This window comes from Erwinia phyllosphaerae (assembly GCF_019132875.1).
GTDB classification, from domain to species: Bacteria; Pseudomonadota; Gammaproteobacteria; order Enterobacterales; family Enterobacteriaceae; genus Erwinia; species Erwinia phyllosphaerae.
Window position 1 is genome coordinate 31,113 of the sequence record NZ_JAHSPF010000015.1, and the last position, 21,976, is coordinate 53,088.

Consider the following 21,976-nt stretch of genomic DNA (forward strand, 5'->3'; position numbering starts at 1 on the left):
GCATAAATAGCGGAAGCGGCCCTTGCCAGACAAGGGCCGAAGCGGTTACTTGTACAACAGAAAATCACGCAGCTGGGCAAAATCGGCCGCCATTTTGTGCGACAGCAGCGGCAGATCGGCACGATCCGCCAGCTCTTTCGGCAGCGGCAGCGGCTGGCCCAGGATCTCTTCCACGCTCTCTTTAAACTTGGCCGGATGCGCCGTTCCCAGGAACAGGCCAAACTCGCCTTCCTGCAGCTGATCGCGCAGCAAACGATAAGCAATGGCCGCGTGCGGCTCGGAGATATAACCCAGATCGGCCAGCTCGCGCATGGCTGCACGCGTGGTTTCGTCATCCACCGCGCCAAAGCCCAGATCGGTCAGGCGCCAGGTTTTACGACGGAACAGCTCTTCAACGCGCGGCCAGTTATTTGGCTGGCTGACATCCATTGCGTTAGAAAGCGTCGAGACGGTGGCGGCAGGCAGCCATTCACCGGCCTGCAAAAAGCGCGGCACGGTATCATTGGCGTTGGTGGCGGCGATAAAGCGCTTCACCGGCAGTCCCAGTGATTTCGCCAGTAAACCTGCAGTCAGATCGCCAAAGTTGCCGCTCGGCACGGAAACCACCAGCTGATTACGTTTTTCCTGCGGCAGCTGGGCTACCGCTTCAAAGTAGTAGCAGATTTGCGCCAGCAGGCGGCTGATATTGATAGAGTTCGCCGAGTTCAGGCCAATAGCCTTTTTCAGCAGTTCATCGTCAAACGCCTGTTTTACCAGCGACTGGCAGGTATCAAAATCACCGTCGATGGCGATGGTCTGGATATTACCGCCCAGCGTACAAAACAGTTTTTCCTGCAGCTTGCTGATTTTGCCCTGCGGATAAAGGATGACGACGCGAACGTTTTCCATGCCGTAAAACGCATGGGCAACCGCTGCACCGGTATCGCCGGAGGTCGCGGTCAGGATAGTGATTTTTTCATCCGCGCCGCTGACATAAGAGAGCATCTGCGCCATGAAACGGCCGCCGAAATCTTTAAAAGCCAGCGTTGGGCCGTGGAACAGCTCCAGTGCGGAAATATCGTCGGTCACTTTTGCTACGGGCGCAGGAAAAGCAAAAGCGCTTTTAACGCGCTCGTGCAGCTGGTGCGCTTCAATTTCGTCGCCGATAAACGCAGAAAGGATTTTGCTGCTGCGGCTGACGAAATCCATTTCCAGCATCTCATCGATGTCGGTCAGCTCAAACTCCGGCAGTTCCAGCGGAAAAAACAGCCCTTGTTGACTACCAAGACCCTGCTTTACCGCCTGCGAAAAGCTGACCTGTTCGTTGTGATCTTTCAGATTATAAAGTTTCATGCGTTATCCCAGTTTACGTGCGCCAGCCGTGTCTAAGCGGCAAATATGGACGAAGCCTTCCTCATTTTGCAGATAGTGCTGGCGTAGCCAGTCTGCCATACGCTGAGCGGTGCCTTCCTGATTACAAACAGCAAAGAGCGTTGGGCCAGAACCGGAAATCCCGCAGGCCAGTGCGCCAATATCTTTGGAGGCCTGGCGAGCCTCGGCAAAGCCCGGCAACAGTCGGGTGCGGTAAGGTTCCGCCACCACGTCGCGCATTAGCTTCAACGCCAGTTCCGGCTGCTGAGTATGACAGGCGTGAATAAACCCGCCCAGGTAGCGACCATGTTTAATGATATCTTCTTTACGGTACTGTGCAGGCAGGATTGCTCTGGCTTCTGCGGTGGAAACTTTGATGCCGGGATAAGCCATGACCCATAGCCAGTCATCAAAGCATGGAACGGACTGGCTGATGATGCCGTTCTCTTCCAGCATCAGCTGCAGGCCGCCCAGATAGCAGGGGGCGACGTTATCAAAGTGTACGCTGCCGGAAATACGCCCTTCCAGCTCGCCCATCAGCGCCAGCAGTTCGGTATCGCTTAGCGGCTTGCCGCAGTGCTCGTTCATCGCCATCAGCCCGGCGACCACCGAACAGGCGCTCGATCCCAGCCCGGAACCAATCGGCATATTTTTTTCCAGCGTCATTGCCACCGGCACGCGTTCGCCAATGGCCTCGCAGAAGCGATCCCAACACTGCCAGACAATATTTTCCTGCGGATTAGCAGGCAGTTTGCTGACAAAACGCCCCTCGTTACGCAGGCTGAATTCGCTGGCTGCGATCACCGTCACGCAGTCGCCCAGCAGCGTGCCGTCGACTGGCGATACCGCCGCGCCCAGCACATCAAAGCCCACGCTAACGTTGCCGATTGAGGCAGGGGCATAGATCTTAACCATGTTTAAACTCCCAACTTCCATGACAAGGTGCGTAACAGATCGGCAAACACGCCTGCGGCGGTTACATCGTTACCCGCACCGTAACCGCGCAGCACCAGCGGAATAGGCTGATAGTAGCGGCTGTAAAAAGCCAGCGCGTTCTCGCCGTTTTTGACTTTATAAAGCGGATCGTTACCGTCTACCGCATCGATTTTTACGCGGCAGCGCCCGCCCTCTTCAATGGCACCGACAAAGCGTAACACTTTGCCTTCTTCTGCCGCGCTGCGTACACGTGCGGCAAAATCGTTATCCAGCTCGGGCAAACGCTGCATAAACGTTTCTACGTCAGCGATAGCCGTTAAGGCTTCCGGCAGCACGGCTTCAATTTCAATGTCGCTCAGCTCTAACTGATATCCAGCCTCACGCGCCAGAATCAGCAGTTTACGCGCCACATCCATACCCGAAAGATCGTCACGCGGGTCTGGCTCGGTAAAACCCATCTCTCGCGCCATGCGGGTGGCGGCAGAAAGCGATACGCCTTCGTCCAGCTTGCCAAAAATAAACGACAGCGATCCGGAAAGGATACCGGAGAAACGCAGCAGTTCATCACCGGCGTTCAATAAGTTTTGCAGATTCTCAATAACCGGCAGGCCTGCGCCGACGTTGGTATCGTAAAGGAATTTACGCCGCGATTTCGCCGCCGCCGCACGCATCTGCTGGTAGTACTGCCAGGAGGAGGTATTCGCCTTTTTGTTTGGCGTCACCACGTGAAAACCGTCGGCCAGGAAATCGGCATACTGTTCGGCGACCGCCTGGCTGGAAGTACAGTCAACGATCACCGGGTTAAGCAGGTGGTACTCTTTTACCAGCCGGTTCAGGCGGTCCAGATTAAAAGGTTCTTTCGCTTCCTGTAATGCAGCCTGCCAGTTGTCCAGCGGAATGCCGTGTACGTTAGTTAAAAGCGCGCTGGAGTTGGCAATACCGCAAACGCGCAGATCGATATGCTTGTTTTTCAGCCACGCCTGCTGACGGAAAAGCTGCTCGATCAGCGCGGTGCCAACGCCGCCGACGCCAATCACAAACACTTCAATGACCTGATCGGTGGCAAACAGCATCTGATGGACTACCCGCACGCCGGTAGTGGCTTCATCATTATTCACGACCACGGAAATAGAACGCTCGGAAGAACCTTGCGCGATAGCAACGATATTGATATTGGCCCGCGCCAGCGCTGAGAAAAACTTGGCGGAGATACCGCGCAGCGTACGCATGCCGTCACCCACCACGGAGATGACCGCCAGGTTCTCCATCACGTCCAGCGGCTCCAGCAGGCCATCTTTCAGTTCCAGTAAAAACTCATCTTCCAGCACGCGGCGCGCGCGCAGCTGCTCGTTTTGCGGCACGCAAAAGCTGATGCTGTATTCAGAAGAAGATTGCGTAATCAGCACAACGGAGATGCCGCTGCGGGACATCGCGGCAAACACGCGCGCAGCCATGCCGATCATTCCCTTCATGCCAGGGCCAGAGACGTTAAACATCGCCATATTATTAAGGTTGGTGATGCCTTTTACCGGATTATCTTCGTCGGAGCTGTCGCCGCCAATCAGCGTACCCGGTGCCTGAGGATTGGCGGTATTTTTAATCAGGCAAGGGATTTGAAACTGGGCAATAGGAGCGATAGTACGTGGGTGCAGTACCTTGGCACCGAAGTAGGAAAGCTCCATCGCTTCCTGATAAGACATCGTTTTTAGCAGCCGCGCATCAGGCACCTGACGCGGGTCGCAGGTATAAACGCCGTCGACGTCCGTCCAGATTTCGCAGCAGTCCGCGCGCAGACAGGCGGCCAGCACGGCGGCGGAGTAGTCTGAACCGTTACGGCCCAGCACCACCAGTTCGCCCTTGTCATTGCCGGCAGTAAAGCCAGCCATCAGGATCATATTTTCCGCCGGGATTTGTCCGGCAGCGATACGGCGAGTAGATTCAGGAATATCAACGGTGGATTCGAGATAGTGGCCGACGGCCAGCAGCTTTTCAACAGGATTAATGACGGTAACGCCGTAGCCGCGTGCCTGCAGCAGCCCTTCCATAATGGCGATAGAGAGTTTTTCGCCACGGCAAATGATGGCGGCATTGACGCTGTCCGGACACTGGCCAAGCAGGCTGATACCGTGCAGCACCTGCTTCAGCTGAGCAAATTCTGCATCGACCAGGCTTTTCAGCCGTGCATAATCAAACTTCGCTTCCGCTTCCGCCAGTCCTTTCAGCAGCGAGTCAAAAATGTGTTCGGCGTCGAGCAGGTTAGCCAGCGCATCCTGCCCGCTGATGGTTTTCTCAATCATCGCCACCAGGTGATTGGTTATTTTTGCCGGCGCGGACAATACGGTAGCAACCTGTCCCTGCTTAGCATTACTCTCCAGAATATCCGCCACGCGCATAAATCTTTCCGCGTTGGCGACTGAGGTTCCACCGAATTTCAGCACTCGCATAATCATCTCCTGAATTTTTGCCGAAAAAAAAGCCCGCACTGTTTAAGGTGCGGGCTTTTTTTATTTTTTCCTGTATGCGTCAGCCCGCACCGTTACCTGTGGTAATGGTGGTGGTAATAATAATGATTGTTGTCATCAGGCTGTGAGTACGCATTTTAGATTTACTGTCTGTCTCGAATTTGTCCGCTTCCAGAAGTAAAGCAAAGCGCCTGTTAAGTCAATTTTTTTATCCGCTTCCCGGTAAGCGCTGACCAGATGCCCGCCGGGCATTTGGGCCGAAAACAAAACGTTACGGGTACAAAATCGCTCAATCATCAGCATGACGTACCAGAGCAAGAGAATCAGGCAGATTTTTTATCTATAAGTTTTTTTTCTACATCTTTTAGCAAACGATGCAGCATCGCCGTATCGCGCTGCTGTAGTAAGCCGATACGCTGATGTAGCCAGTCGACAAGTTTTTGATCGTCACTGACGTCCAGACGATCGATCAGCTGGCCAACGCGCTGGCGTAGCGCCGTCAGCTGCTGTTCATCCGCAGGGGCAGGCAAGGAAGCCGTCACCTGACGCAAGCTGGACAGCTGATAACAGTAAACCATTACCGCCTGCCCCAGATTCAGCGAAGGGTAGTCTGCCGCCATCGGGATACCGGTTAAAACGTCCACCAGCTCCAGCTCTTCGTTGGTCAGGCCGGTATCTTCGCGCCCAAACACCAGCGCCGCGCTGCCAATCCACTGCAGCTTCTCCTCCAGCAGGCTTTCTACCTGCTGCGGCGAGGCATAATAACGAAACTTTGCCCGGCTGCGCGCCGTAGTGGCAATACTGAAATCAATATCGGCCAGCGCCGCGGCAAGCGTCGGCCAGGATGTCGCATTATCCAGAATTTCGCCTGCGCCGTGCGCTACCCAACGTGCCGCAGGCTCCAGGTGTGCCTGGCTGTTAACGATGCGCAGTTCATCAAATCCCATGGTCTTCATCGCGCGTGCGGCGGCACCGACGTTTTCTGGTCGCGCCGGGGAAACAAGTATTAAAGGGAAACGCATTTCGGCCTTCTTAAGATTAATTTAAACCATTTCTGATAAGGATTATGACATAAGACGAGCGCCAGATGATGGACGTTGTTTTTAACAAATCAATAACATAACCATTCTGCAGCAGACCTTCGTTAATTGAAAACTACGCCTTTCTTCCTCATATATCAGGGATAAAAACATTTATCTTAAGATAACCTTATTTACTTCAGTTAATTATGAAATGTTAAAATTTAGCTATACTCTTTTAATCCGCTTCCGTTTTTTTCGTCGCAAAAAAATGGCATTTTGTGAGCTAAACCGCCCTTCCGCGAGGCATTTTTCAACGCCAGCTCAACGTGCTACAATTGGTTTGATATAAGTCAATTAAGCTTTATTTATTGGCTGTTGGCTGTGGCTTGTGCTGTTATGTTGCTGTTAATGAGGTTAGGATATACGCCACTTTTTGACCTTGCCGAGACAGGGCGTCTCCTTTTTTTACCAGGGGATTTCCCGGTCCATGAATGGCTTGTGAACATATTCCGTACAGCCCGCGTTACGCGTCAGTTGACGCCTGCGTATTATCAGATACGGTAACCGCTGTATGCCCCATATCGTTTTTTGGCAATTTTAGGTAGCGAACACATGCAGACCCCGCACATACTTATCGTTGAAGACGAATTAGTTACTCGCAATACTCTCAAAAGTATTTTTGAGGCCGAAGGCTACATGGTTTATGAAGCTACGGACGGTGCTGAAATGCATCAGGTTTTGACCGAGAACGACGTCAACCTGGTCATTATGGACATAAACCTGCCCGGTAAAAACGGCCTGCTGCTCGCGCGTGAACTGCGCGAACAGGCTAACGTGGCGCTAATGTTCCTGACGGGCAGAGATAATGAAGTCGATAAAATTCTTGGCCTGGAAATCGGTGCAGATGACTACATTACCAAGCCTTTCAATCCGCGTGAGCTAACTATTCGCGCGCGTAATTTGCTGTCGCGCACCATGAACCTGGCACCGCACAGTGAAGAACGCAAGCTGGTTGAAAGCTATCGCTTCAACGGTTGGGAGCTGGATATTAATAGCCGTTCGCTGGTCAGCCCGCAGGGTGAACAGTACAAGCTGCCGCGCAGCGAGTTCCGCGCGATGCTGCACTTCTGCGAAAATCCCGGCAAGATTCAGACCCGTGCCGATTTGCTGAAAAAAATGACCGGCCGCGAACTGAAACCGCACGACCGTACCGTCGATGTGACTATTCGCCGTATTCGTAAGCATTTTGAATCCACGCCGGACACGCCAGAGATCATCGCCACTATCCACGGCGAAGGTTACCGTTTCTGCGGCGACCTGCAGGAGTAAGCGGGTGTGGTGTTAAAGGGCCATATCGGACGGCCCTTTTCATATCGGCTACAGGCTAGTGGTTCCAGGGCATGATAGGGACGGCGCTAAGGGCGTTTTTAGGCGAACCCTCTACGACCTTATCGGAATAGCTAAGGTAAACCAGCGCGTTACGTTTTTTATCGTAAAAACGGACTACCTGCAGCTTTTTAAAGACCAGTGAAGTACGTTGGCGAAAGACAACTTCACCCTCCGCTTTACCCTGAGCAATTTTGTCGCTGAGCGCGATCGGTCCAACCTGCTGGCAGGAAATCGCGGCATCCGACGTATCCTCAGCTAGGCCTAATCCTCCTTTGATACCGCCGGTTTTTGCCCGGCTGATATAACAGGTTACATTTTGGACATCCGGATCGTCGAAGGCTTCGACGATAATTTTATGATCTGGCCCAAACACCTTAAAGGTAGTATCCACCGACCCCACAACCTCCGCGCGGGCGATAAAGGGTGAAAAAATGACGGCGGTGACTATTAACATTTTTTTCATTGTCATAACGTTACCATTGCATTGAAAATAGATGACACTGTAAGTTAACCAGCTTAGCGCACCTGTTGCACGCGGCGCACCACGGTATACCATAACAGCCAGCTGACCTGATAAAATAACCGTGCGCCGTCAGCCCTTTTAGCAATCTTACTGTACGACGATAACCCAGGATGAGGACGATTTATGGATCAAGCCGGTATCATTCGCGATCTGCTTTTCTGGCTTGAAGGCCACCTTGACCAGCCGCTGTCTCTGGATCACGTTGCTGCCAGAGCAGGCTATTCAAAATGGCACTTGCAGAGAATGTTTAAAGAGGTCACCGGTCATGCGATTGGTGCCTATATTCGCGCCCGCAGGCTGTCGAAAGCGGCCGTCGCGCTGCGTCTGACCAGTCGTCCTATTCTGGATATTGCTTTGCAGTATCGGTTTGATTCACAGCAAACCTTTACCCGCGCGTTTAAAAAGCAATTTAGCCAGACGCCTGCCTGGTATCGCCGCTCTTCAGACTGGCACTCCTTTGGCCTGCGTCCGCCTATCCGGCTCGATGATTTCCAGCTGCCGGAAGCCAGCTATGTCAGCCTGCCGGAAACGGTACTGGTGGGGCAAACGCAGACCTATACCTGTACGCTTGAGCAAATCTCCAGCTATCGTGATGAAATGCGCCTGCATTTCTGGCGTCAGTTCCTGACGGAAACAGACACCATTCCACCCGTGCTGTACGGGCTGCATCAGTCTCGCCCGAGCGTGGAAAAAGATGACGAGCAGGAGATCCTCTATACCACGGCGGTGCCGTCCGACAAGCTTTTCCAGCCTGTCCCGGCCACGCAGACGGTCTTACTGGAAGGCGGCGAGTACGTACAGTTTGTCTACGAGGGGCCAAGGGTCAACCTGCAGGAGTTCATCCTGCTGCTCTACGGCACCTGCATGCCGACCCTGCAGTTAACGCGCCGCCACGGCCAGGATATTGAGCGTTTCTATACGCACGGCGGCAAAAAACTGCCGGAACCGCCGGTGGACATTCGCTGCGAATATCTGATCCCGATTCGCCGAACGGCGGAATAAATAGCCCGGCGACCGCCTGCCAACGGTCGGCACGGGCTATTTTTCGTAGCCTGCTGGCGCGTGATTCCGCTAGCGCTGGAGCTCGTCCAGCGCCGGTGCATCAAGATGCGCGACATCACCAGCCGTCTCCACCACCCATCCGGATGCCAGCCAGTCGCTCTGCTGATAATCAACGCGGGAAAGAGAACAGTTACGCAGCCGCAGCCGCCGCTCAGCATAGGCCGGCAGTCCCAGCAGCGTACTGACCAGCACGCCCAGTGCCATACCGTGACTGACCAGCAGCGGACGGCTTCCGGCGGGCAACGCCAGGCAGGCGTTAAGCGCTTCATGCATGCGCGCGGCCATTTCCGACATAGATTCGCCACCGGGAATGCGCCCGTTTTCCGTGCCGTTGACCAGCGTGGCACGCCAGCTCTCTTCTTCTGCCGTCAGTGAAGCTAACGGCCGCTGCTCCAGCACGCCCATGTTCAGCTCGCGCAGGCGCGGATCCAGCCTGACGCGACAGCCACAGGCGTCTGCAATAATTTCTGCCGTATGCCTGGTGCGTCCCAGATCGCTGGCAATCACGTGGGTGATGCCCAGCTGCTTGACCCTGTCGCCCACCTGCTGTGCCTGCTCTATTCCCTTTGGCGTCAGCGCGCTGTCAGACTGACCCTGAATGCGTCGCGCCGCATTCCAAAGCGTTTCTCCGTGACGAACAAGATAGACCTGTACCATTATTATTTTCCGTTATACTGCGGCTAATTTGCGTAAGGGGTTCAAACAATTATGTACCATGTTATCGCTGCGACCATTAATCCGGCAAAAATTAAGGCAATTTCTCTGGCTTTCAGCGATATTTTCGGGGAAGGATCCTGCCATATTGAGGGCGTGGAGGTCGATAGCGGCGTGGCGCTACAGCCTCTTACGGATGCAGAAACGCGAACCGGCGCACGCCAGCGCGTGGCAAATGCCCGCCAGCTTCGTCCACAGGCCGATTTTTGGGTAGCCATTGAGGCAGGCATTGAGCAAAAGGACGCTTTTGCATGGATGGTGATAGAAAGCCCTCAGCTGCGTGGCGAATCGCGTTCTGCCAGCTTTACGCTGCCGCCTGTCGTGCTGAAAGGTATTGAGAGCGGCCAGGAGCTGGGAGAAGTGATGGCAAACCTGACCGGCATTGAAAATATTAAACATAAAGGCGGCGCTATCGGTGCTTTCACCGCAGGTCAGCTGACGCGTACCAGCGTTTATCACCAGGCGCTCATTCTTGCGCTCTGCCCGTTTCACAACGCGATTTACCAGCAGGGATCAGATCTTTTCTGAACCGTTAAGCAGCTGCGTCTCCAGCCAGGCTTTTAACGCTGGCGGCGCGCTCTTCAGGCTGTTTGAGCCTCTGGTTATGGTCGCAATCCCTACGCCTAAATCATTTTTTAGCTCGCGCTGGCTCATTTCGCCGCGCATCAGCTCTTCAATAATACGCAAGCGCGTGCCCAGCGCTTCGCGCTCGTCCGGCGTCATCATCAGCTGAAGCAGCGGCAGGTGGAGTCCGCTTTCAAAAGCAAGCTGCAGCAGCGCGACAAAACGCTGCCACTCTTCATTATGCGGTTCCATCGTCACAGGAACAGAAGGTTCGATCATAGGTAGCCCATACTCTTTAACTAGTACAGTAGCATAGCACAGGCTACCCGGGATCAGTAGCGCCGTTGCCATTCGCTGTCAGAGAGAATGTTGTCAGATTTGTTCATAAAATGACGATAGTAAGCATCATAAGCCAACACGTTCTTCACATAGTTACGCGTTTCAGAAAAGGGAATAGTTTCGATAAAGGCTACCGAATCAAGTCTTCCGGCGCTGTTGCCCAGCCAGGTTCTGACCCGCGACGGTCCGGCGTTGTAAGCCGCCGATGAGAAGATACGGTTCTGGCCAAACTGCTGGTATACCGACTCCAGATATTGCGTACCGATCTCAATATTGGTTTCCGCGTCCAGCAGCTGGCTGCTGTTGCTGTAGCCGGGCAGGCTATAAACCTTCACCGTATGCTGCGCGGTGGCGGGCATTACCTGCATCAACCCGGCTGCGCCAACCGGCGAGCGAACTTTAGGGTTCCACGCGCTTTCCTGACGGGCGATGGCCATTGCATAGCTGATGGGTATCGCTTTTCCTTGCGTATAACGTTCGAATTGCTCCTTATAGGCCAGCGGGAAACGCTCTTTCAGGCTGTTCCATAGCTTGCCGGAAATGGTTGCCTGTACGCTAAGCACCCACCAGTTCTGTTCATAAGCGTAGCGCGCCAGCTGCTGCTGCTGACTGCGATTTTTGCTGCCGACCAGGTAGCTCCACTCCGTGCGGGCCAGGTTGTCCATATTCCAGTACATCAGCTCACGCACGCGGGCGATTTCCGCGCCCTGCGTCAGGCTGCCGTCCACCGCCGGCGCTTCATCAATCTGCAAAGGATAGGCCACGCCAAGCCGCTGGGCCGCCACCATCGGATAGAAGCCGCGTTCCTGCATCAGGCTGCGCAGAATCTTATCGGCCTCTTCTTTCCGGCCCTGCTCTAACAGCAGATCGGCCTGCCAGTATTGCCATTCATCCTTTTGCTTCGCCTCTACCGGTAAACGTGCAATCCAGGTATTCATACCCCGACGATCGTTGTTGCCCAGCGCCATGCGGATCCGGCGCTCAATCAGGGAATCGGAGTCGCTACGCATCACGACGTTATCGCGCCAGCGAGCCTGCTCCGTGGTGACGCTATTGTCCATCAGCCGCCACGCCACCGCTTCGTCCAGCTCTTGCTCCTGCTGTTCGCTCATCTTTTGCAGACGAACCAGCGAAGGGATCATCGCCCTGGCGTTTTCCACGTCGTCACGCGCTACGCGAGCAAAGGCGACGAGGGTTGCCTGACGAGTAAAATTGGTCGGGCCAGCCACGCGGGCAAACGCCTCTATATTCTGCGGATTGTTTTGCAAATCCATCACCGCATTGGCAATAGTCTGGTAATCCTCGGGAAGCTGCTTCGCCAGGAAATTCACCAGGTTGCTGTTGCCCGCCACCATAGCCAAACGAATGCGTTCCAGCGTGGTGATCGGCGTTTGCTCGCCAGCCGCCTGCCAGGCATCAAACAGCTTGTCGCAGGCCGCAGGCAGAGAGGTGCCGCGCAGCCAGATAGATTTCGCGCCGTCCCAGGCAACCTGCTGTTCGCCAGTCGCCCATTTGGCGTAATACCAGTTACAGCGGGCGGCGACCGGTTTCGGCTCGGTCGGACTGAAAACCAGCAAACCGCGCCAGTCCTGCCGCCGCGCCAGCTCGTTGACAAAGCGTGAAGAGAGCGTGCGCACCGGCGGCAACGTCGGATACTTTTTAATAAAGTCGTTGATCACGAAGCCGCTTTGCTGGTCAAGATTTTGCGCCAGAACGCGATATTCCAGATAGGGATAGAGAGGATAGTCGCGCAGTCCAGGCATTAACTGCGCCACCTGATCCATTTGATTGCTGTCCCATGCCTGCTTAATTTGCAGATAGCGGGTGCGTTGCGCATCCAGTGAGTCGGCCTGTGCCGAACCTGCCACCAGCGCCAGGCAGGCACCTGCTATCCAAAACTGCCACTTGTCCACCATGACTTTCCTCACGTTAGCGCCTCTCTTTGCCCTGTTATTACTATTCAAATTATTAACATGCTAACCAGGGCTGGCCCGTCTCGCTATGTCGCAACAAAAATTTACTCTACGTTGACAGGTTAAACGGTAGTTAAATCAGCATCGGTTAAGCAAAGCTTGCCCGATAAATATTAACGTCGATCAACACTCCCCTGCCCCCTTTCCTTCAGCATGGCCCTCCCTGCGCTCATCGCGCAAAAACAACTTTCTGCCTGCACCCGTAAGCGGCCCCGGCCGAGCTTAAGAGGTTGGCAGGCCTGTTTTGTTATTAACCTTCCCGGCAAGGATTTCCCGTGATACAGAAAGTAAAACCAGCGCCAGCCTGGTATCGCCATGATGTGGCTGGCGTAATACAAAGAATGCAAAGTCATCCGTCAGGCTTAACGGCAGAAGAAGCCCGGACACGCCTGAGCGTCCTGGGCGCGAACCGGCTACCTTCCCGACGGAAAAAAAATCCGCTGATGCGTTTTCTTAGTCACTTCAACGACTTGTTGATTTATATCCTGCTAACCACAGCTGTACTAACCGGCCTGATGGCGCAATGGGTAGATACCAGCGTGATCCTGGCCGTGGTCTTTATCAATGCGCTGATTGCCTTTATTCAGGAAAATAAAGCGGAAAAATCTTTAGCCGGTATCGAAACCATACTGCCGCTGCGCGCGCTGGTGAAACGCGATAATAGCCGTCAGCTGGTGAACGCTGGCGAGCTTGTACCGGGCGATATCGTTATTTTACAGGCGGGGGACCGCGTGCCTGCCGATATGCGTTTAACAGAAGCACATTATTTTCGGGTAGAGGAAGCAATGCTCACCGGTGAACCTGCTCCCGTGTTCAAGCATACAGCCGCGATGGAAGCCGAGCTAACTATCGGCGAACGCGAAAATATGGTGTTTTGCGGCTCCACTGTTTTATCCGGTAGCGCGACCGGTATCGTGGTGGCAACCGGAGAAAAAACCGAGCTGGGCAAGGTTACTCATCTGATGGCGGATATCGGGCAGTTACGGACACCGCTGCTGATGCAGTTGCACAAGCTGGGCCGCACTATTTCCGTGCTGATCGTGTTATCGATCGTTTTGTTGTGCTTCTGTTCGCTCTCGCTACATAAAATGTCGTTTGCCGAACTGCGACCCACGTTGACTGGTCTGGCCGTGGCCGCCGTGCCGGAAGGGTTACCGGCAATAATCTCGCTTATCCTGTTGCTGGGCGTACAGACTATGGCGAGAAAAAAAGCCATGATCCGCAAGCTGCCGAAGGTAGAAACGCTGGGCGCAATGACCGTGATATGCAGCGACCAGACCAGCATGCTGACCACAAAAGAGATGACGGTCAAAGCCATTGCCGACTGCCATCGTGCTGGCGTTCGGGTAAAAATGATGACGGAGGAGAGTCCGGATACGGCGATAGCGACGGGTCGAACGCTGGGTATTGGCACAAACAACGGTGCGCTAACCGGCCAGCAGCTTGAACAGATGGATGATAAAGAGCTGGCTCAGGCAGCCTGCCGCCATGATATTTTCTCGCGTATCAGCCCGCAACATAAGCTGCGTCTGGTCAGGGCCCTGCAAAGCCAGGGGGAAGTGGTCGGCATGACGGGCGACAACATTGGCGATGCACCTGCGCTGAAGCAGGCCGATGTCGGTATTGCGATGGGCATCAGGGGCATGGAAGGTACCCGAGCCGCTGCCGATATGGTTTTAACCGACGACAGTTTTGCCACGCTTGCTAACGCAGTAAAAGAAGGCCGCCGCGTCTGGAACAACCTGAAAAAAACCATCCTGTTCGTGGTGCCGTTTTGTCTGGGCCAGGCGCTGCTGCTGATTGCCGCCACGCTACTGGGTAAACCGATGCCGCTGACGCCGGAACAGATTTTGTGGGTGAACATCGTCATGTCGGTCATGCTCTCTTTCGGCCTTGCGTTTGAAACTGCCGAGCCGCAGGAGAGCGATCTTAAACCCCACAAGGCAAATCGTAGCATTATGGATGGCTGGGCTATCTGGCACGTAAGCTTTGTCGGTGCGCTGATTGCGCTAAGCGTTTTTCTACTGGAAGCAGGCCTTCAGTCACGCGGCTACGACGCGGCATTTATCCGTACCGTCCTGCTGCAAGCCGTTGTTACCGCTCAGTGGTTCTATATGCTCAACTGCCGCGATAATGAACATTTTTCGCTGAACATCACCCTGCTAAAAACAAAGAGCCCGTGGGTTATCGGCCTCTCGCTTGCGCTGTTACAGTTGGCCATCACTAACCTGCCGTTGCTAAAGACACTGTTTGGCATTGGGCCGCTACCGCTGCACTTCTGGCTGTTAACGCTGGTTATTGGCGCGCTGCTGTATGTAATAGTGGAAATTGAAAAGCCGCTGACGCGCCGCTGGCGTAAATCCTGATGCGAAAACGAGGCAATTGAAAAGCCGCTGGCGTAAATCCTGATGCGAAAACGGGGCAACTGAAAAGCCGCTGGCGTAAATCCTGATGCGAAAACGGGGCAATTGAAAAGCCTCTGGCGTAAATCCTGATGCGAAAACGGGGCAAGCGTTTTGCCCCGTTTTATCTTTGCGGCCATCAGGCTACTGGTCAAACTTTTTCCGCGCCTGATAAACCCGCAGTACTGATGCAGGACACAGTCAGGCAACAACCAGTGAGGGCAAACCTCTCGACACTATTTCCCTGTTAAACCTTCTATTACCCATCATATTTTAAAACCCCGAAAGTTAATTCTCGCCAATAATTAAACCTGCGTATTTAAAAAAGATATTGATCTCATTACGAGGAAGTGACCACCACAAGCAATTAACCACAATTACATTAACGTCTTAAAAAAAGAAGACTATCTCTTTATTACCTCAACCAGCTGTTTATCCGGGATAATAACATTCCGGCGCTCACGGAATTTAATTTATTCATAACAATTACTAAATATTTTATTATCATCCTATTAAAAAATTAATATACTTAAGTCCCTTGTTACCGCTTTGAACTTTTTTGCTATCCCTTATCGGAGGTCTACTCGTGTCCGTATTCTCTTTGACTACCGTGCAGCAGGCCGTCTGGCTTGATCAGCAACTGATGCCCGACACGCCCTGCTATAATATCGGCGCGCTGTGGCATATTGATAAGTCTCTGGATATTGCGTTATTTCATCAGGCTATCCGACATGTTATGCGGCAGCACGACGCATTAAACATTGTCCTGAATGAAAATGAAAACGGCATCAATCAGACTACCGTCTATAATAAAGAACCGCTTCTCGAATACCACGATTTGAGTAAGGAATCTCTTTCTTTAACCCAGGCCAAAGATTTTTTAAATAATCGCTTCATCCGACCTTTTAAACTGTATGGAGAACTTCTCTGGCGAAGCTTTACGGTAAAAGTGAATGATGAGACCACTCTCTGGCTGCTTAATGCGCATCACCTGATTATTGATGGCACCTCCATTTCGGTATTAAGTAAGGCAGTAATGGAGTGTTATAAGTCACTACGGTCAAAAGAATTGACGGCGATGACACCTCTGCCGGGCTACCGTGAATTTATTGCCAGCGACGGCGACTATTTACAGTCAGCCCGCTACCAGCGTGACCGCGAATACTGGCTGCGTCATTTTGACCGGGCACCCGTTTCGCAACTCGTTCGCCGTCCGGGCTTTTCTGAGCACAAGGTCTGGCCCAGCACGCATACTGTTCGGCGGCTACCAGCCGCTCGTTACCAGCAGCTTGTGGCGTTTTCCCGGCACGCTGGTGGCTCCGCAATGCACTTTTTCAGCGCGTTGATCGCCTGCTGGTACGCTCGCCAGTGGCAAACCGACGAGGTGGCTCTGGGCGTGCCGGTGCACAATCGTAGCGGCGCGCGCTATAAGCAGATGGCCGGCATGTTCTCTTCCATGATCCCGGCGAAACTCACTATCGATACGGCACAGCCCTTTACCCTCGTCATTAAGCAGATAGCCGACGAACTGCGACGTAACTATCGTCACCAGCGTTTTCCCATCGCCGAGCTAAATCGTCATTTACGGCTTGCCCAGCAGGGCCGCCGCCAGCTGTTTGACCTGAGCTTTTCGCTGGAGGAATTTTCGACCAATATCGACCTTGATGGCGTTCCGCTAAAAACGGAGGCGCCGCATCATTACCATGAGCAGATGCCGCTGGCGGTCTATCTGCGTCATTACCATCCCGGCGACGATCCGCTGCTGGAGTGCAACGTTAACCTGGCCTGGTTTAGCGAAGCGGAAGCGGAGCAAATCGCCGACCGTCTGGTGCAGATGATGAACGCCATTCTTGACGGCCCGGAAAATTTGCCCGTTGCCCAACTGCCGCTATTGCTGCCTGATGAACAGCAAAAAATTTTCGCCGAATGGAACGCCACGGACGAGCCCTGGCCGTTTCCGGAAGGCATTCATCGCTGGTTTGAGCAACGGGTCGCCGCCCAGCCAAAAGCCGTGGCGCTCTGCGGCTACGCTGAACCAACCAGCTATCAGTCGCTTAATCGCCAGGCCAATCAGCTCGCAAGACATCTGCGGCGGCTTGGGCTTAAGCCGGACGACCGCGTTGCGCTGTGCGTGGAGCGCGGCAAAGAGATGGTCGTAGCCCTGCTGGCCGTGCTTAAAGCAGGCGGCGCCTATGTGCCGCTCGATCCCGACTATCCGCAGCATCGCCTTGACGCAATGCTCAGCGACTGCGGCGCGGCGATATTACTGGTTGATGACGCGGGAGAAAAAGCGTTACGGGGAACAGAGCAAAGCGCCCTTCTTTGTCTGCATCTACACAATGACAGAGTACGCTGGCGCGAGGCCCCCGGAGAAAACCTTCCCGCAGCCTGCGCCAACCCCCAGCGGTCGCTGGCTTATGTTATTTACACTTCCGGCTCTACGGGAAAACCGAAAGGCGTGATGAACGAACACCTTGCCGTGATGAACCGGCTAAAGTGGATGCAGCAGGCTTATCAGCTCCAGCCGAATGAAACGGTGCTGCAAAAAACGCCGTTTAGCTTTGACGTGTCGGTCTGGGAGTTTTTCTGGCCGCTGATAACGGGCGCGCGGCTGGCGCTGGCAAAGCCTGGCGGCCATCGCGAACCGGATTACCTCAGCGAGCTGATCCGCGAGCAGCAGGTCACTACGCTGCACTTTGTGCCGTCCATGCTGCAACTCTTTTTGCACCACGGCGTGATGACCCACTGTAACAGCTTAAAACGCATAATCTGTAGCGGGGAAGCTTTGCCGCTGGCCACGGTGCAGCGCTGCCACCAGCTGCTGCCGCATGCTGAATTACATAATCTTTACGGCCCAACGGAAGCCGCTGTTGACGTTTCCTGGTGGCACTGCCAGCCTGGCGATCCGCGCCCGCTGGTCCCCATCGGCAGGCCCATTGCCAATACTCGTCTCTATATTCTCGACGCGCAGCTACAGCCCGTCCCGCCCGGTGCCAGCGGTGAACTGCATATTGGCGGCATTCAGGTAGCCAGAGGCTATCTCAATCGTCCGGACCTGAATCAGGAACGTTTTATCGCCGATCCGTTCAGCACGGGCCAGGAAGCCAGGCTGTACAAAACGGGCGATCTGGCGCGATGGCTGGACGACGGCAGCATTGAATATCTGGGGCGTAACGATTTTCAGGTAAAAATTCACGGATTACGCATTGAGCCAGGCGAAATCGAGCTTCAGCTCTCTCATTGCCAGGGCGTAAAAGGGGCGTTGGTACAGGCTTGCGATGATGGACAGGGTGGAAAACGGCTGGTGGCGTGGGTAGTAGCGCAACAGGAAGCCGATCTTAGCCAGCGTCTTCGCCAGGCGTTAAAAGGAACGCTACCCGATCACATGATCCCGGCAGTTATTGTGCAGCTGGATGCCTTTCCGCTATCGCCAAACGGTAAGCTGGACCGCAAAGCGCTGCCGCAACCGCAGGCCAGTGAGGAGAAATCTTTTGTGCCGCCAGCTGACGATGACGAACGACTGCTGGCCGAATGCTGGCGTGATTTACTGGGCGTTGGCCAGATAAGCCGTGACGATGATTTCTTTGCGCTTGGCGGCCATTCTCTGCACGCCATCCAGCTGATGATGCGGCTTAAAAAGCAGGGAATAGCGATAGAGATGAAAACGCTGTTTTCCCATACCACGCTGCAAGCACAGGCCAGCGCGATACGTGCCGGTAGCCCGCTCGCCATAGCCGCCACCCCGGATCCGCTGCAAAAGCTTCTTAAACAGCTTAATCAGCATCAGGAAGATTTCTGTTTGTTGCAGCCGTTGAATGCACATTGTGCCGAACAGGATTTGTGGATGGTGCATCCTGCCGTCGTCGGCTGCGAAATTTATCGCGAGCTGGCGTTAAGTCTTGAAGGCAAGATGAATGTTATTGGTATTAATAACTACAACTTGTTTAACCAACCGCATATTGCCGCGCTTCCTGCGCTGGCCAGCTACTACTTACAACATATACGGCAGCGCGGTTTACCGAAAAACCGTCCTGTTTACCTGCTTGGCTGGTCGCTGGGCGGTCTGATTGCGCTGGAAATAGCCGCGCAGCTTGAGCAGGCTGGCTATCAGCATATTCATGTCTTTATGCTGGATAGCTTTTATCAGACGGCCATACAGCAGCATATCGTGCCGGGCATGCTGGCTTCCTTACTGGCTTCTCTTGGCCTGGAGGGTAACGTGGTCAGACGCGCACTTGCTGCTGAAGAAACCGAAATAAGGCTCAATAACCAGACGCTAAGCGCCAGGCTTTTCCACACGCGGGTCACTCTGTTTAAGGCCACGAAGTTCCTCGGCCTGACGCTTGAAAGCGAGGCTGACGGGCGCGAAGTTCTGGCCATTGCCGATAACGGACTGAGTAAAATTTGTTCGCATCTGAAAGTGATACCGCTGGCAGCCGACCACCACTCCATTATCTCCTGCCATCAGGAAATTATTGCCGCCCTGACCGCGGTCCCACAGGTAACGCCTACGGCCTGATACTTTTGCCGCAAACGGGGTAGTTTGCGGCCTTTTCCCGATGCAGGTAAGATGATTCTTTTGCCTGCTTCTCTTCCTGCAACCTGCTAAAACAGCATCGTTTTATCCGGAAAAGCGGCTTCCAAAACTCAAAGGAAATTCGTCCATGGAAACCCGTAGCAGTGAGCGAGTAAAAAAACTGGCGCAGGCGCTCAAGCGCACTGACAAAATCCATCTAAAAGAGGCGGCGCTGATGCTGGGCGTGTCTGAAATGACTATTCGCCGCGATCTTAACGAGCAGCCTTCCACCGTGGTTCTGCTTGGCGGCTACATCGTCAGCGATCCGAAAGCTACCCAGCGCCACTATTTTGTTTCCGATCAGCAGACGCACAACGTCGACAAAAAACGGCGGCTGGGCCAGCTGGCGGCCACGCTGATCCAGCCGGGCGATACGGTATTTTTCGATTGCGGCACGACCATGCCGTGGATTATTGAAGCTATCGATAACGATCTGGAATTTATCGCCATCTGCTGCGCGGTCAATACGTTTCTGGCGCTGAAAGAAAAACCGCGTTGCCGGGTGATCCTCAACGGTGGCGAGTTTCACGCCGATAACGCGATTTTCACGCCGTTGGGCCAGGGATCGGTGATCGACAATCTTTGTCCCGGCAAAGCCTTTATTTCGGCGGCGGGCATCGATGTGGATCAGGGCGTAACCTGTTTTAATCTCAATGAACTGCCGATGAAACACCAGGTCCTGGTGCGCGCCAGCCATAAAATTCTGGTGGCCGACAGCAGCAAATTTGGCAAAGTGCTGCCTGCCCGCATTGGCGATCTGGCCCTGTTTGATACGTTAATCAGCGATGAGGCCGCGCCGAAAAAGCTGGCGCAGCAGCTGGAGCTGGCTGGCGTTACGCAATACCTCTCGGCCACGTCGGGATAAACTGTCGCTTCACGGCTGTGATTGCCGGGTGAAACCAGCTAAACTTCGGGGTCTGAGTGGGCAGTGAATGCCCCGGTTACTAAACAGACATCAAGAGGCTCATCCTACGTGGCTCAATTCGTCTATAGCATGCATCGCGTCGGCAAAGTCGTTCCGCCGAAGCGTCATATCCTGAAAAACATCTCCCTGAGCTTTTTCCCTGGCGCAAAAATTGGCGTGCTGGGTTTAAACGGCGCGGGTAAATCCACGCTGCTGCGCATTATGGCCGGCATTGATAAAGATATCGAAGGCGAGGCGCGCCCGCAGCCCGGTATCAAAATCGGCTATCTGCCGCAGGAGCCGCAGCTCAATCTGGAGCACACCGTTCGCGAATCGGTGGAGGAAGCGCTGGCCGAAGTCGTTGGCGCGCTGAAGCGTCTGGACGAGGTGTACGCGCTGTACGCAGAAGAAGATGCGGATTTTGACAAGCTGGCCGCTGAGCAAGGTCGTCTGGAAGAGATTATCCAGGCGCACGATGGCCATAACCTGAATACGCAGCTGGAACGCGCCGCCGATGCGCTGCGCCTGCCGGACTGGGATGCAAAAATCGCGAACCTTTCCGGTGGTGAACGCCGCCGCGTCGCGCTGTGCCGTTTGCTGCTGGAAAAGCCGGACATGCTGCTGCTGGACGAACCAACCAACCACCTGGATGCTGAATCCGTGGCGTGGCTGGAACGCTTCCTGCACGACTTTGAAGGCACCGTAGTTGCAATTACCCATGACCGTTACTTCCTGGACAACGTGGCTGGCTGGATCCTGGAGCTGGACCGTGGCGAAGGTATCCCGTGGGAAGGCAACTACTCTTCCTGGCTGGAGCAGAAAGATGCTCGTCTGGCGCAGGAAGCGTCAAGCGAAGCGGCTCGCCGTAAATCGATTGAGAAAGAGCTGGAGTGGGTGCGCGCCGGTACCAAAGGCCGTCAGTCTAAAGGCAAGGCTCGCCTGGCGCGCTTTGAAGAACTGAACAGCACCGACTACCAGAAGCGTAACGAAACCAACGAACTCTTTATTCCACCAGGCGCGCGCCTTGGCGATAAAGTGCTGGAAATCAGCAATCTGCGCAAATCTTATGGCGATCGCGTACTGATTGACGATCTCTCCTTCTCCGTACCGAAAGGGGCTATCGTCGGCATTATCGGTCCAAACGGCGCGGGTAAATCAACGCTGTTCCGTATGATGTCCGGTCAGGAGCAGCCTGATTCCGGCAATATCGTGCTGGGCGACACCGTGAAGCTGGCGTCCGTGGACCAGTTCCGCGACAGCATGGATAACTCTAAAACCGTCTGGGAAGAAGTGTCCGGCGGCCAGGACATCATGCGCATCGGCAACACCGAAATGCCAAGCCGCGCCTACGTTGGCCGCTTTAACTTTAAAGGCGTCGATCAGGGTAAACGCGTGGGCGAACTGTCCGGCGGTGAACGCGGTCGTCTGCATCTGGCCAAGCTGCTGCAGGTTGGCGGCAACATGCTGCTGCTCGATGAACCGACCAACGACCTGGATATTGAAACCCTGCGCGCGCTGGAAAACGCCCTGCTGGAGTTCCCGGGCTGCGCGATGGTTATCTCGCATGACCGCTGGTTCCTGGACCGTATCGCCACGCACATTCTGGACTATCAGGATGAAGGCAAAATCGAATTCTTTGAAGGTAACTTCACCGAATACGAAGAGTACAAGAAGCGTACGCTGGGCGCGGATGCGCTGGAGCCAAAACGCATCAAGTACAAGCGTATGAGCAAGTAAGAAGTTAACTGCATCAGCGTGCG

Annotated in this window: 16 protein-coding genes, 1 pseudogene and 1 other annotated feature; of the genes and pseudogenes, 8 read left to right on the plus strand and 9 right to left on the minus strand. The window is 54.3% G+C overall.

Annotated features, from left to right (window positions below; genetic code table 11):
• Positions 1 to 45: 45 nt before the first annotated feature.
• From thrC to KUE00_RS20270, 5 genes are all read right to left on the minus strand, one after another.
• Positions 46 to 1,332 (minus strand): threonine synthase, encoded by a 1,287-nt coding sequence (gene thrC, locus KUE00_RS20255; protein ID WP_246761981.1) that lies wholly within the window; start codon positions 1,330 to 1,332, stop codon positions 46 to 48.
• Positions 1,333 to 1,335: 3 nt separating this feature from the next.
• Positions 1,336 to 2,265 (minus strand): homoserine kinase, encoded by a 930-nt coding sequence (gene thrB / locus KUE00_RS20260; RefSeq protein ID WP_246761983.1) that lies wholly within the window; start codon positions 2,263 to 2,265, stop codon positions 1,336 to 1,338.
• 2 nt (positions 2,266 to 2,267) lie between these two features.
• Positions 2,268 to 4,730: a bifunctional aspartate kinase/homoserine dehydrogenase I gene (thrA, locus tag KUE00_RS20265; RefSeq protein WP_246761984.1), complete on the minus strand. Its 2,463-nt coding sequence runs from the start codon at positions 4,728 to 4,730 to the stop codon at positions 2,268 to 2,270.
• A gap of 22 nt (positions 4,731 to 4,752) precedes the next feature.
• Positions 4,753 to 4,877 (minus strand) — a sequence feature (Thr leader region).
• Complete coding sequence (gene thrL, locus KUE00_RS22000) at positions 4,810 to 4,884, minus strand: thr operon leader peptide (RefSeq protein WP_414148992.1); 75 nt, start codon at positions 4,882 to 4,884, stop codon at positions 4,810 to 4,812. It overlaps the preceding feature by 68 nt.
• Positions 4,885 to 5,071: 187 nt before the next feature.
• Entirely contained in the window at positions 5,072 to 5,770 is a 699-nt protein-coding gene (locus tag KUE00_RS20270; RefSeq protein WP_246761986.1) for a tRNA/rRNA methyltransferase, read from the minus strand.
• Positions 5,771 to 6,382: 612 nt separating this feature from the next.
• Here KUE00_RS20270 and arcA point away from each other — a divergent pair.
• Complete coding sequence (gene arcA, locus KUE00_RS20275) at positions 6,383 to 7,099, plus strand: two-component system response regulator ArcA (RefSeq protein ID WP_246761988.1); 717 nt, start codon at positions 6,383 to 6,385, stop codon at positions 7,097 to 7,099.
• A gap of 55 nt (positions 7,100 to 7,154) precedes the next feature.
• Here arcA and creA read toward each other — a convergent pair whose 3' ends face one another.
• A complete protein-coding gene (creA, locus tag KUE00_RS20280; protein WP_246761990.1) occupies positions 7,155 to 7,628 on the minus strand; it encodes a protein CreA in 474 nt (157 codons plus the stop codon).
• A 177-nt stretch (positions 7,629 to 7,805) separates the two neighbouring features.
• Here creA and robA point away from each other — a divergent pair, with 177 nt between their 5' ends.
• Positions 7,806 to 8,684 (plus strand): MDR efflux pump AcrAB transcriptional activator RobA, encoded by an 879-nt coding sequence (gene robA, locus KUE00_RS20285; protein WP_246761991.1) that lies wholly within the window; start codon positions 7,806 to 7,808, stop codon positions 8,682 to 8,684.
• Positions 8,685 to 8,753: 69 nt separating this feature from the next.
• On the opposite strand, the gene gpmB is transcribed toward robA, so the two are convergent.
• Positions 8,754 to 9,401 carry a 2,3-diphosphoglycerate-dependent phosphoglycerate mutase GpmB gene (gene gpmB, locus KUE00_RS20290; protein ID WP_246761993.1) on the minus strand — a complete coding sequence of 216 codons (648 nt, stop codon included), beginning with the start codon at positions 9,399 to 9,401 and terminating at the stop codon, positions 8,754 to 8,756.
• Between the two features lie 51 nt (positions 9,402 to 9,452).
• On the opposite strand from gpmB, the gene yjjX reads away from it, so the two are divergent.
• On the plus strand, positions 9,453 to 9,986 hold the full coding sequence (gene yjjX, locus KUE00_RS20295) for an inosine/xanthosine triphosphatase (RefSeq protein ID WP_246761995.1): 534 nt from the start codon (positions 9,453 to 9,455) through the stop codon (positions 9,984 to 9,986).
• On the opposite strand, the gene trpR is transcribed toward yjjX, so the two are convergent.
• The gene (gene trpR, locus KUE00_RS20300) at positions 9,972 to 10,301 is read right to left on the minus strand and encodes a trp operon repressor (protein ID WP_246761996.1); all 330 of its coding nucleotides are present in this window, start codon (positions 10,299 to 10,301) and stop codon (positions 9,972 to 9,974) included. The genes yjjX and trpR overlap by 15 nt on opposite strands.
• 53 nt (positions 10,302 to 10,354) lie before the next feature.
• Positions 10,355 to 12,277, minus strand: coding sequence for a murein transglycosylase (gene sltY / locus KUE00_RS20305; RefSeq protein WP_246761998.1), 1,923 nt, complete (start codon positions 12,275 to 12,277; stop codon positions 10,355 to 10,357).
• Positions 12,278 to 12,609: 332 nt separating this feature from the next.
• Here sltY and KUE00_RS22005 point away from each other — a divergent pair.
• The 5 genes and pseudogenes from KUE00_RS22005 to ettA all read left to right on the plus strand — a co-directional run.
• Positions 12,610 to 12,828: pseudogene (locus tag KUE00_RS22005) on the plus strand (cation-transporting P-type ATPase); the annotation flags it as partial.
• Positions 12,829 to 12,849: 21 nt separating this feature from the next.
• Positions 12,850 to 14,700 carry an HAD-IC family P-type ATPase gene (locus tag KUE00_RS20310; protein ID WP_425523594.1) on the plus strand — a complete coding sequence of 617 codons (1,851 nt, stop codon included), beginning with the start codon at positions 12,850 to 12,852 and terminating at the stop codon, positions 14,698 to 14,700.
• A 622-nt stretch (positions 14,701 to 15,322) separates the two neighbouring features.
• Complete coding sequence (locus tag KUE00_RS20315; protein ID WP_246762001.1) at positions 15,323 to 19,255, plus strand: amino acid adenylation domain-containing protein; 3,933 nt, start codon at positions 15,323 to 15,325, stop codon at positions 19,253 to 19,255.
• Between the two features lie 145 nt (positions 19,256 to 19,400).
• Complete coding sequence (gene deoR / locus KUE00_RS20320; protein ID WP_246762003.1) at positions 19,401 to 20,177, plus strand: DNA-binding transcriptional repressor DeoR; 777 nt, start codon at positions 19,401 to 19,403, stop codon at positions 20,175 to 20,177.
• Between the two features lie 108 nt (positions 20,178 to 20,285).
• Positions 20,286 to 21,953, plus strand: coding sequence for an energy-dependent translational throttle protein EttA (ettA, locus tag KUE00_RS20325; protein WP_246762005.1), 1,668 nt, complete (start codon positions 20,286 to 20,288; stop codon positions 21,951 to 21,953).
• The last annotated feature ends 23 nt before the right edge of the window (positions 21,954 to 21,976 follow it).